The organism is Pseudoalteromonas luteoviolacea (assembly GCF_018100925.1).
Taxonomy (GTDB): Bacteria; Pseudomonadota; Gammaproteobacteria; order Enterobacterales; family Alteromonadaceae; genus Pseudoalteromonas; species Pseudoalteromonas obscura.
In genome coordinates this window covers 172,205-184,236 of sequence record NZ_JAGJEH010000007.1, presented here as the reverse complement: position 1 = coordinate 184,236, position 12,032 = coordinate 172,205, and the positions used below count along the sequence as shown (strand labels likewise).

General features: G+C 41.0%; 12 protein-coding genes. 6 read left to right on the top strand and 6 right to left on the bottom strand.

Translation table 11 applies throughout. The features are described from left to right. Positions 1-88: 88 nt before the first annotated feature. Together J8M00_RS16330 and J8M00_RS16325 are read left to right on the top strand one after the other, a co-directional pair. Complete coding sequence (locus J8M00_RS16330) at positions 89-694, top strand: LysE family translocator (RefSeq protein ID WP_211011607.1); 606 nt, start codon at positions 89-91, stop codon at positions 692-694. Positions 695-715: 21 nt separating this feature from the next. After that, positions 716-2,026: a methyltransferase domain-containing protein gene (locus J8M00_RS16325; RefSeq protein WP_211011606.1), complete on the top strand. Its 1,311-nt coding sequence runs from the start codon at positions 716-718 to the stop codon at positions 2,024-2,026. Here the strand turns inward: J8M00_RS16325 and J8M00_RS16320 are convergent. After that, a complete protein-coding gene (locus J8M00_RS16320; protein ID WP_211011605.1) occupies positions 2,023-2,796 on the bottom strand; it encodes a putative porin in 774 nt (257 codons plus the stop codon). The genes J8M00_RS16325 and J8M00_RS16320 overlap by 4 nt on opposite strands. A 160-nt stretch (positions 2,797-2,956) precedes the next feature. Here J8M00_RS16320 and J8M00_RS16315 point away from each other — a divergent pair, with 160 nt between their 5' ends. The 3 genes from J8M00_RS16315 (at position 2,957) to J8M00_RS16305 (ending at position 4,662) form a co-directional block, all read left to right on the top strand. After that, positions 2,957-3,337, top strand: a complete 381-nt coding sequence (locus J8M00_RS16315; protein WP_211011604.1) for an STAS/SEC14 domain-containing protein — start codon at positions 2,957-2,959, stop codon at positions 3,335-3,337. 92 nt (positions 3,338-3,429) lie between these two features. Further along, complete coding sequence (locus tag J8M00_RS16310; RefSeq protein ID WP_211011603.1) at positions 3,430-4,128, top strand: SDR family oxidoreductase; 699 nt, start codon at positions 3,430-3,432, stop codon at positions 4,126-4,128. A gap of 255 nt (positions 4,129-4,383) precedes the next feature. After that, positions 4,384-4,662 (top strand): hypothetical protein, encoded by a 279-nt coding sequence (locus tag J8M00_RS16305; RefSeq protein WP_211011602.1) that lies wholly within the window; start codon positions 4,384-4,386, stop codon positions 4,660-4,662. A 105-nt stretch (positions 4,663-4,767) separates the two neighbouring features. Here J8M00_RS16305 and J8M00_RS16300 read toward each other — a convergent pair whose 3' ends face one another. The 3 genes from J8M00_RS16300 to J8M00_RS16290 all read right to left on the bottom strand — a co-directional run bounded on the left by J8M00_RS16300 (position 4,768) and on the right by J8M00_RS16290 (position 7,208). Continuing rightward, a complete protein-coding gene (locus J8M00_RS16300; protein WP_211011601.1) occupies positions 4,768-5,172 on the bottom strand; it encodes a hypothetical protein in 405 nt (134 codons plus the stop codon). Between the two features lie 138 nt (positions 5,173-5,310). Then, positions 5,311-6,648 (bottom strand): NAD(P)/FAD-dependent oxidoreductase, encoded by a 1,338-nt coding sequence (locus J8M00_RS16295; protein ID WP_211011600.1) that lies wholly within the window; start codon positions 6,646-6,648, stop codon positions 5,311-5,313. Then, the gene (locus J8M00_RS16290; RefSeq protein WP_247687425.1) at positions 6,645-7,208 is read right to left on the bottom strand and encodes a GNAT family N-acetyltransferase; all 564 of its coding nucleotides are present in this window, start codon (positions 7,206-7,208) and stop codon (positions 6,645-6,647) included. Before J8M00_RS16290 ends, J8M00_RS16295 begins: the two co-directional genes overlap by 4 nt. Before the next feature lie 246 nt (positions 7,209-7,454). On the opposite strand from J8M00_RS16290, the gene J8M00_RS16285 reads away from it, so the two are divergent. After that, positions 7,455-8,915, top strand: a complete 1,461-nt coding sequence (locus J8M00_RS16285) for a chitinase (RefSeq protein WP_211011599.1) — start codon at positions 7,455-7,457, stop codon at positions 8,913-8,915. Between the two features lie 54 nt (positions 8,916-8,969). Here the strand turns inward: J8M00_RS16285 and J8M00_RS16280 are convergent, their stop codons facing one another. Together J8M00_RS16280 and J8M00_RS16275 are read right to left on the bottom strand one after the other, a co-directional pair. Beyond that, positions 8,970-10,334 (bottom strand): hypothetical protein, encoded by a 1,365-nt coding sequence (locus J8M00_RS16280; RefSeq protein WP_211011598.1) that lies wholly within the window; start codon positions 10,332-10,334, stop codon positions 8,970-8,972. Positions 10,335-10,505: 171 nt separating this feature from the next. Next, positions 10,506-11,894, bottom strand: coding sequence for an FG-GAP repeat domain-containing protein (locus J8M00_RS16275; protein WP_211011597.1), 1,389 nt, complete (start codon positions 11,892-11,894; stop codon positions 10,506-10,508). Positions 11,895-12,032 lie beyond the last annotated feature (138 nt).

The following is a 12,032-nucleotide window of genomic DNA, read 5'->3' as shown; positions in this document are numbered from 1 at the left end:
GTTTAAGACGACATGTCTTGAACCCTAATTTTCCTCACATCCTATCAAATTAACAATTCATCAATTTTAAAAAACGTTTGGAGATCTCATGCTAGAAGCTGTTATTTCTCTCGCAGTCACGGCTTTTTTACTTTTAGGTTCACCTGGCCCTGCCCCCTTAGCACTGGCTGCTGTTGGCGCAAGTTCAGGGGTAAAAGCGGGGGCGCCTTTTCTCTTCGGTATTTTGACTGGTCTCTCAGTTGCTATTGTGGCCGCAGCAACAGGACTGGGGGCACTATTGCTCAGTTTCCCTCAGTTGACAAAAAGTTTGCAAATAGCCGCGTTACTTTATTTATTTTATGTCGCTTATAAAATCGCAACCAACCGCAGTGGCCTTTCTAGCGCAGGAGACAAAACTGTTGGGTTCTTAGACGGGTTCATTTTGAATTTATTTAACCCCAAAGCATATGCAGCATGCATTGCGATATTCGCCAATACATCAATTCCTGTGGCGTCTCAGGTTCAAGCAAGTGCAATTGCCGCCTTAGTATTGTTTTTGGTCGCCGTGATTGCTGATTCCCTGTGGCTTTATTTTGGTGGGATCTTGCACCGTGTAGTAAAAACACCGCAGCAACTTAAGTATTTAAGACTATTTTTTGCGAGTTTATTAGTTTTACTTTTAGTGTATGTCATTCTATCCTCAAACTTAGCTTAACTTTATAAAAAACGGTAAGTTATGGGGATATCTAAAGAGCAGTTTATCGGCAATGTTAAGACCCTTCTCAGTGCAAAAAAAAGCACAGTAGCTAAGGCTGAGATCAAAGCAATGGTGGATTACTTAGGAAAGGTGACAGGCGTGTTCAGTAGTACAGATATGAACACTTCTGAAAAAGCACAAACTGCATCAGGGGTTGCTATTTCACCAGTTCAAGCTGCCAAATGCTTTGAAGAAACGGTACGTACTCAAGTGTTCTGTCAGGGGGTTGCCCAAGCAATACAAGATAAAATGACCCACAATTTGTCCCCTGTTCGGGTTTTATACGCTGGCACTGGGCCGTATGCAACGCTTTTGCTCCCTCTTTTGGCTGCAAGTGATAACCTACTGCTGGAGATCACTTTAATTGATATTCACGAAGAGAATATCAATGCGGTGAATAAGCTAATTAACCATTTTGGTTTAGAGCACTACAATATAAGTGTCATTCAGGAAGATGCCACGTTATGGCAAAAGCCACCATCTCAGAGTGACTTTGATATTGTGATATCAGAAACGATGACAGCATTACTTAAGCGAGAGCCACAGGTCTATATATTTAAACACCTAGTACGGTATTTGAAGCCTTGCGGAGTGATGATACCGGAAGAAGTGAGTCTCAAAGCTTGGTTAGCTAAAGTAGAAGGTGAGCGACAAAGCACTCAATTGCTGGGTGAATTTTTTCGACTAGATAAGCAAACGTCACATGCTTTGAGCCAAGGGGATCTCGGGTATTTTAAGTCAAACTTGATGATCCCAAACGGAGATTGGTCAGGCTACACAGTTAAACTTACAACGGATATTAAAGTCTATTGCAATTTAACTCTAACGGAAGGGGATTGCAGTTTGAATATCGCCTTTAACTTTAGTCCTTACGATGTTGTTCTTGAGCAAAATCACCCCATTTGTTTTGAATATGTTTCTCCACAAAGCCCTGATTTTTCAATATTATTTCCCAAAGCACAGTGGCAAGTTAGCAGTTACACTTTGCCCGATAGCAGTGAGCTGGGCAAATTGGGCTTAGTGCATTTAAAACGAACGTTTCAAAGAGCATATATGATAAAGCGAGGAGAACGTTTTACTATTGCACCACATGAGTGGCATGCTGAATTAGGCTTGTACGAAATGCTGGGGCTGAGCTGTGCTCAAGTGTCGTCAAAAATGTATGAACTAGAAAGTTTTTCTGAGTTTGAAGCTTGGGTAGAGGCGCAGGTCGGTAAGCTGTCAGAAACGCAAACCCAATCAATCAACACCACATTTCACGCTAATTTGGTTATGTCTGAACGGGATTAAAACTGAGCCTGCATAGACATTTCAAGAGATTGTTCATCATCACTTTGCTCTTGATAACGTGCTTTGACAAAAAAGCTATGATTGACAAAGTATTTGCCTTCAACGAGTAAATGAGACTCGTTGCTGCCTAAACCGAGCGCAAAGTGTTGGTTAAAATAGTAGTTAGCGACAAAGTTGTTGTGATTTTTGCTGCTAGAGTTTTCATGTGTCAGATCCAGCGTGAAATATTGTTGATCTCCCAGATGCCGGAAATAGCGCACTTCAACTTGCCAGTTTTCAAATTCGTCATCACTGACAAGTGTTGTGCCTACATAAGAATTGGTGTCAATATCAATATTTAATTGGCCTTGCAGCCAAGTTATATCGTCACCGCTTGCTTGACGTTGATGGCGCACACTGAGCTTTAAACTATCGTAAAATAAATAACCAAGACCTAGGGTGTTGTTATCGCTGGTATCGCCAAGATCTTCAATGCTCGCAGTGGCAAACCAGTTGGCAATAAATAACTCACCCTCTACGCCTGAAAATACATTGCGTTCTGTATTATTGTATGTGAATCGAATATTGGAGTCGGTATCTAGGTAGCCGAAATCGTCCCAAACCCAAAAATAAGCTTGTGGCGCGAAATAGTAGTGTGTACTCAATTGTAGCGTTTGCGTGTCAGCATCTTCTAACTTGGTGTAAGTGGCTTGATTAAACCATGTTTTTTCCGACTGCGCATAACTATACGAGGTCATGATGCTTAAGAGCATAATTGTAAGTAATTTCAAAGGGTTTACCATTTCTTATACTTTATTTAATGTGCAGTTTGATGAGAGCGTTTAACTTTAATGATAGTCGATTTAATAAAATGTGCGTGATAGTCCATTATGAACTATTGTAAAAAGGGCATTGTTTACTTAATTTTTACTTTTCAAGTTGGGACGGGCAATGAGCGAATTCCACGGTATTTCAGTGGGCACGGAACGCCGGGACTTTGGACTATTACTCAGTTTTAAAGCGGTTGGTCGATTGACTCACAAAGACTATGTCGTCGTTTTACCTATTGTTGATCAAGTCGTATCACAATATAGGAGTGGCGAAATTTACGTGCTGATAGATATAACTGAATTGACCGGATGGGAAGTGGGAGAGGCTGTGACAGACATTCGTCTTGCCTTTCAATACAGTGATCAGTTTAAGAAAACGGCCGTGATCGGCTGTACGAAATGGCAGCGGATCACCTCCATTGTAGGAGGTTGGATATTAGGAGGAACAACCCGTTATTTTTCAGAAGTACATGCCGCGCAAAAATGGTTGAATCACAGTTGAAAAATGCGTTTTTTAATTAGACTCACTCTTGATTTAGAATACTTTTTCCGACAAAAATAGCAAAACCATGAGTGTTATAGAGGAAGTTTTCGATGGCAAGTGTCTTGATCACAGGTGCAAATCGAGGGATCGGTTTGGCGTTGGTGAATATTTATCTAGCGTGTGGCTGGCATGTATACGCGACGGCAAGAAACCCAAACTCAGCTAAAGAGTTACAACAATTGAGCGCCCAACAACAAGGTGAGCTGTTAGATATTCTCCCTTTAGACGTAACCGATTACGAGCAGCTTCATCATCTCGCGCTTTCCCTAGCCTCTCGGCCTATTGACGTGGTAATCAATAATGCAGGTTTGTACGGACCAAAAGGCTATGGTTTTGGCAATTGTGATGTAGATGCATGGCGCAGTGTAATGGAAGTTAATGCGATTGCTCCAGCAAAGCTTGCAGAAGCGTTTTACCCAAATTTATGCTTGGGTGAGCGCAAAGTATTTGCGGCGGTTTCTTCACGAGTTGGCAGTCATACGGAAAATACCAAAGGTGGCGGTTATATTTATCGTAGCTCAAAAGCTGCTTTAAACTCAGTCGTTAAAAGTTTGTCCAATGACTTATTACCAGAGGGGATCAAAACAGTTGCTTTACACCCCGGTTGGGTTAAAACAGAAATGGGTGGACCAAATGCGCTTATTTCAGCGCAAGAGTCAGCCCAGGGGCTCAAACGTGTCATAGATAATTTATCCGACTCAGACAGTGGGAGCTTCTTGAGTTTCGATGGCAGCCATATCCCTTGGTAGATTCGCGAAGTGCGACACCCCAATACCTAATAAAAACCCAATTAGGGCCATCGTTTTTTATAAATTTCTTAACCAAGGTGAAAATTTAATTGGAAATTATTTTCACCTTTAATTATGTATGTTTAGACGTTTTTTATAAAAATATTTATTTGTAACCCATTAATATTTAAAAGAAATTTTAGCTTTTGTTTTACACGAAGTTGATGTTTGTGTAGCATTGCATTTAAGAAAAGCTTATCTATGATGGGACACACTTTGAGCACATGTAATCAAGAAGGGAAGCTGCGATCAAATCAAGCTCAGCTAGAAGTGCAATATGGACTGAGTACTTTAAGCAACGAAACAAAGCTAGCTCAAGCGCAGTTGGGTAAACCGATGGCGGTATTTGAAAACCAAGTCACTAACTGCAATTGGGAAAGTGGTAAAACAGCAATCCCATTTATAAAACTTTTAGATATATTAATGATTTGCGGATCATCAATTGACAATTATTGTCGATTTTTGCGTGGTTTTGACCAAGTGGAGAAAAAGTAATCCGACCAGCTTATTTTTATTTGATGATTCGTTGGTAAGCATTGATACAAAAAAGTAAAGATAAAGCCCACAAATTGATGTGGGCTTTTTAATTAAACGTCGTAATTACTGACACTTAATTGTTGCATATAGCTGGTAACACTGGTTTTTACTACCGGTGCTTTTGTAAGTCCATGACTTCCCATACCAATCGTAATTTGCGTACGATGACTCATCTTCACCACAAGTGATTGTGCTACCACTTACTTCTTGGTTGTGGCCGCGCTCTTCACAAAATTGATTACCGTTTGTTGGACCAACAAAAAACTGTTGTAGGCGGCCATTTACCCATACGCGAGGACTGTAATAAGTTACAACACCTGAAGCGAATACGCCTTGGCTTGCAGCAATTGTTACTTCAGCTTTCTCAAATGCAACGTTACTATTTTCAGCACTTTCAAGTTCAACAGTATTTGCAGCAGCTACACTTGAAAGACCAGCAAAAACACTCGCGATCACTAACTTTTTCATTTTATTTTCCTTAGTTGATTTATAATTGCCTGTTCCATTAAACGGTTCAAATATTGAAATAAGATGTGATTTTTGTGTATTTTTTATTCAAATTGAATTTGCTAACTAGAGCGCATATAGCGTTAAGTGAGCCTGTTATTAAAACAGGCGGTCTTTAAATTGAGCGTAGTTATAATAACCTAGCTGTCCTAATCGACTGAGCCGGGCGAATGGCACGCTGGGAGCGGCTTTTCGATAGATTGGTAATGTAGGTGTTGATTTTGCAACGGTCATTTGAGACAGACGAAAAGCCGCTTGTGTACTAAAAGCGACTCCAGCGCCGCAGTAACCAATGGCATAACCAACATTGTCATTGAAGTGTATATGTGGATGGTCATCTAGCGTTGCTGCGATATATCCATGCCAATAGTATTGAGCGCGTAATGGACTTAACGATGGAAACCCAGCATGCATGGCATCAGTGAGGTGTGCTTGATACTTTTCCTTATTTTGATCTTTTCCGTAGACAGCACCTCTGCCACCAAACAACAATCTATTGTCTGGCAATAAACGGTAATAGTATTTGAGTGTGCGAGTATCCATCATCACTTGGTGAGTTTTTAGCCCCGTTGCGGCTAGTTCATCCGCTGTAAGTGGCCGTGTCACTAAAATACTACTTAAAATGGGAATATATTTTTTGTCGATGGTTGGGTGAAAATTTTGGCTATTATATGCATTGCCTGTTACTAGCAGTTTTTTGGCTCTAAGCTGTTGACCATGAACAGATACAACATGTGTTTCGCGATCTTTGAAAACGCGTTCAGCTAGGCTATTTTCAAAAATATCAGCGCCGGCTGATATGGCAATTTCTTTATAGGCTTGCAGTAATTTTAGTGGGTTTAATCCAAACCCATGCGAATTTCGAACTGCGCCATAAACGTTGGGCATGTCGATGTAGTTTGATTTTAGCTCATGCTGACTGATAAAAGAGAGCTGTGTATCTGAAAAGGTCCGCTTTGCAAATTCAAGTCCGGCTTTTAATGAAGCCTGCGCTTTTTCTGAATGCGCAATTTTCAAATAGCCGTGTTCTTGTTTGTCACAATCAATGTCGTGCTCTTGTATTAATTCATCTAACCTTAAAACGCCACTTTGGTATTCTTGATATACCTGTCGCGCAGTATCCTCTCCCCAATTTTTACACATGTCTAATGCACTTAGCCGCCCTGTAGTTGGCAGCGCAAACCCTGCGTTTCTAGCACTGGCGCCAAAACCAACTCGATTGGCTTCAAGTACACATACCTTTTGATCATAAAGTTTTGAAAGAAAGTAAGCACTTAACAACCCAGTGTACCCGCCGCCAATTATGATGACGTCATAATTGTCAGACAGTTTAGGTTGACGAGTTATATTGTTTAATACAGCTAAACTCGCCCAATAGGTGTCTGGGCAAGGTTGTCCCTGGCAATGATTGTTATATAGCGGGTCGTACGTATTCATGTGAACTCGATCACCATTTCAGCTGCCTGACAATGGCACTCGTTGCCGCAGATCGGGCACTCGTAGCCATCGTTGATGCAGTTTTCTAACCAGCGATCATCGTGAAGTTTGATGAGCTTACCGCCTGACTTAGTAAAATATTTCACAGCACCATTACCTGGGCTTTGTTGCCATAAGTGAGCTACGCCGGCTTTTGCACCTTGTTTTTTCAAGACTTCTATTGATGCTGCCAATAATTTAGGTCCAATTCCTTGGCCTTGTGCTCGTGGATCTATCGCGATGCACTTAAAGTAAGCCATCTGTTCAATATCGACAGGCCAGTCGGCTGGCGTACACCATTTATCAATAGGCCATTGCTCAGCACAATAAGTTAGTCGAAAGCCAATTACTTGATTTGATTCATCGATTGCAACAAAGGAGGCGTTAAGCGATTTTTTAAGCCCCATTTGATAAATTTGCTCGAGCCGCTCGCTATCAAGGTAGTTATCGCCATGTACCAAGTTTCCCAATGAAATAACTTGAGAAAAATAATCGCGACTAAGTTGCGTAAGTTTAATCATCTTACTTGTTCTTTTTTCTAATAATATTTCCCTATTTTGCAGAACATCGCCTGAGAATCAAGTTTTCAATTGTTCAAAAAATAGGTAATTCACATTGACAGCGATGTCAATGTGTAATATTTGTTAATTTGATGAGTATTGATATTCATCAAGATTAAAGCAGCTGGTTACTGCTTTTTAGATACAACATATAAAGAGAAATTGAATTCTAATTCTATTTAATTCAACAACATGTAAAGGTAAATTATGAATAACTGCAAAATAAAGGTAAGCAAACTTGCTGCACTGTGTGTGACTGTATTGTGCGCTAGTCCATTCACTCACGGAATGAACGTACAGCCGGATCCCAATAACCCCGGTGGTTATCTCGTTTCACGAGCTGATTTAAATACAGCTGAACAGACTCTCACAGCAGATCCAATGTACGCAATTTGGTCAAAAGCGCTGGAAACTCGCAGTAATGTGGTTGTTGAAGCAATTGTGCCGGGCGCTGCGGCAAATCCGAGCAACGTAAAGCGTGTAGAGCGTGTTTTTGGTCAGACTGAGTGGGACTATTTAACTCAGATGGCTGCGCCAGAATACACTTATACTCGCTTCTTACGAGCAATTGGTAAATTTCCTGCGTTTTGTGGTGAATACACGGATGGTCGTGATGCAGATGCCATCTGTAAAAAGTCTATCGTGACAGCGTTTGCACACTTTGCCCAAGAAACAGGCGGCCATATTTCTAAGGACAATACATCAGACAACCCTAATGGACTAGAAGAGTGGCAGCAAGCACTTGTTCATGTTCGTGAAATGGGGTGGTCAGAAGGTCAAGGTGGTTATAGAACGGGATGTGGCCAAAATGATTGGCAAAATCGCCGTTGGCCTTGTGGCGAAGGACAAGGGTATTTTGGTAGAGGCGCTAAGCAGCTTTCCTACCATTTTAACTACGGCATGTTTTCTGAAGTCATGTTTGATGGTGATGCGACCGTGCTGTTAAATGACCCCGGCCGAGTTGCTGACTCTTGGCTCAACCTTGCATCCGCCATTTGGTTTTTCTTAACGCCGCAAGCACCTAAGCCGGCTATGTTGCATGTTATTGATAGAACTTGGGTACCTTCTCAAGTCGAATTAAATGCAGGCATTGGATACGGTTTCGGTACGACTATCAATGTGATCAATGGTGGTATTGAGTGTGGCGAGCACAATCGCTACAAAGGCCAGCCTGTAAATCGTATTCGTTACTGGGAGGGGCTTTCGCACTACTATAATATTCCGATTGAAGCGGACGAAGAGAACACCTGTTGGCAGCAAACTCCATTTGGTAGTCTGAACTTAGATGGTGCCAGTGGCGTTCTGTACACAAACTGGGAAGCTAACTGGGCACACTATTCTGACCGACCTGGCGGCCACTCATTTGAATGTAAGCTGGTTGGCTATCAAACTGCATATTCAGCTTTGGTACCGGGAGACTATGAAAAGTGCGTAACTAATTTCTATCAATCTCATACTGGTTGGCCAAGTGTTACAGCTGTGGATACTCTGCCACCGATTGACGTGAAACCGCCTGTAGGTGGTGTTAAAGCGTGGGACAGTAATAAAGTTTATCTCAAAGGCGACAAAGCCAGCTACCAAGATAAAATCTATGAAGCAAAATGGTGGACAAAAGGCAATACACCGAGCCCTACAAATACCAATGGCCCTTGGAAATTGATTAATTAGTCTTAAAAGATGCAGGGAAAGCAAATTGCTTTTCCTGCCCTCGCTGTGTGTAATTTACCAACGGCGTGAAATACTGTAGCTAGCAAAAGTATCGAATAACTTTGATTTGGCGCGTTTTTCAAAACTTTCCAAACTACTCAGGTAAACGCTTCTTAAATCATTGAAACTCTGTTCACTATTCAATGCAGTTAACGTGAGTTTAATCGATAGATTTTCAGGTTCGACAGCTTGGTATATATCGCCATACGTGAATAAAGGAATGGTTTCTTGACCATCGGTGATAATCTGCCAACTCACTTCCCCCTGTAAGTCATTTTCCCAAGTGTAAGTTAAGGTTGCTATATTAACACGTGGATCAATGGCGCTAAAATCCAGCATTGCTGTGTGGCTGTTATTTGGGTCTCCAAAAGAGTTTGAAAGGCTTTTATACGCAGAGGTGAGTGAACTATCTTCCCTGATAGGTTGTATGTTTTCAACTTTGCCAGTGTTGTCGACTGACGTTAAAACATATGAATGCGTACTTACGTCCTCGCTAAAATCAAGACTTGATCCCGTTTGGCTGATAGACAAATAACTGGTGGTGTTGAGCCCGTTGTAAATGACCAGTTGATTTTGCTCTTGGTATGATGGGTGATTGTAAGCCGCGTTATTGACCACGGTTGAATGGACTTCATCATTACCAATATACGATGATAAGCTAATGACTCCTCTTGCTGGCATATCTAAGCCAGAGATATCTAGTGGCGTGCCCTGTACTGTGAATTGAGCAGCTGTTAACTCAACGGTAGCCTGCTCAGATGTATCAATTAATGTACCTGTGTGTGCTGACTTGGATTGTGTAAATATCAGCTTTTGCTTTTCAATAACGCAAGAGGAGTATGTATTTTCTGCATCCTTTAGCTGCATAGGGGGGGCACCGATATTAAATATCGTTGCGTCTGGCACTTCTGCTTTAAGTGAGGCCAAGTCGTATTTAATACTGCTGCAAGCACAGTTGCTTTTATTCTCAAAGCTGAGTGAATCGACAGCAAATCCAGCTTGCACATTTAACAGCGTCTGAATTTGCAAATACTTTTTCCCGTTATTATCGGTGGAGTGGTATAAAAGTGAAATATGCTGCGTGTTTTCAGGTAATGTCGAGTTGAGTTTTCCATCGATAAGGGTTTTATCTGAAGAAATAAAATTACCATCTGCTGTGTGATAAACGACATCTGCAATGATAGGCTCATTACCACACGCATTTGTTTGAACAGCTTTGAGTGACACGTTAGGCAAGGCGATTTGGGATGGCGCAGGTTGTTTCATAACGTTTGGCTGGTTGTTCATTGTATTGGTGTCGTTGCCGCCACCTCCGCCACATCCAGAGAGGGATAGTGCACCAACAACAGCGAGAAATGCACCACTAAGTTTTAGCTTCATAATATAGTTCCTTTAATAGACAAACAGTATCCCAAAAGAAGACTATATATATTGTTGGTTATATTTTAAACTTAATATTCTGTTCTATGAATAAAAACATACAGAAAACTTTTCTATTTTTCGCCTAACTTTGTAAAGCCTATACATGAAGTGTATAGGCTTTATATTGTTTTAGTTTAATATCATCTCAATTCTAGCTGGACCTTGTTTATTTTCATACTTAAATACAAAGTCTTTTTTGCCATTTTGGTCCACATCAATTAGTGCGATGTCATGAGGGTTATCTGGTAATATTCGGCTGATTTTTTTATATTCACTTCTTAATAATTTTCCAGTTGAACCATAGTAAATATAAAGCGACTTATTACTCGATTTAAAAACAATATCATGTTTATTGTCTCCGTTGAGGTCTCCGGTATAAAACGGTAGACCTCTCATTGAGCGGGTCATGTCTATTTCCAATTCAACTTCTTTTTCAGTGCTAGGACTTTTATCAAATAAAGTATGTGGCTTTTGCCTGAAAAAGCGCATCTCGACATCGACATCTGCTTTACCGCCGCCAAGTGCGATTGCAGCAATGGTAGTTAGCCCGATGTCGACATCCATGGTTTGTAAGTCTAGTAGTCCATCACCATCGAAGTCGTACTCCACTCGCATGCCACCTACGCCTAAGGTGTGTGGTAGTTTAATTGCCCCGGAGTTAAAGCCTTTTGGTTGTCCTAAATATAAATCGTATTCAACCTTGGCTTCTAGTGCAGAAATCCCTTCTGTGATTGGTCTCGTTCTGGTTATTAAGTCAAGATGACCATCTTGATTGATATCGACCAGCTCCTGAGTCGTGCGTACTTTTTTTCCTTTGAGTTTACCAAAATCTGTTGGGAGGTGAACAAGGTCGACCGCGTTAGCAAAGCCATTCTTTGCGCCATATAAAACGGCAACTTGTTTGCGCGTACGAAAGACCAGATCGTTTATACCATCAGCGTTAAAGTCATGCACTATGGGTAAAGAGGTAAAATTTGTACTGATTTCTAGTTCTTCACTTTCACTATATGTGTGACTGCGAAGTGGGAGGTTATAGTTAAAAAAATGCTGTTTAAACTGGCCATTTTTTTGCTGGATATAGAGTTCACTTCGCGTAAAACCGGGTAAATATATGTCGCTGAGTCCGTCTTCATTAACATCTAAAACGAATTCTATTTTTTCGAAGTCATCAGTTTCCAATCGCGTAAGTAGACTGTTGGAGCTGATGAGGCGCTCGGTCTTTGCTTGAGTGGTAACATAGACGCCTTTGCTATCTAAGATGAAGGCTTGTACTTCCTTTGAGCCCGCTGTGGTCCCATAGTGAAAACCTTTGGATTCTGGAGTAATGTGCAGTAATTGAGACTTATTTTGGCTAAGGTCTATTCGCTCGAGTGCTTTTAGCTCCTCATTTACAGCGAAGACAATTGGAGATTCAGTGAGTATCAGTGGGTTTTTTGTTTCTATTTTAAGTGCAAACTCAGTGGCATGACCTTGGCTGGCGGCCAGCAAACTTAGCGCAAAAATGGCTTTTTGCTTCATTTTTTTATCTCCCAAATCCTGTTTCACTTGTCACGGCTAAAAGACGGTTGTAAGTACATTATCCATTCTAATATTGGTCACTAACATGACATGCTTTTGTTTTTATAAAGTAAAGTATGTTGGTTACATTCAATACTA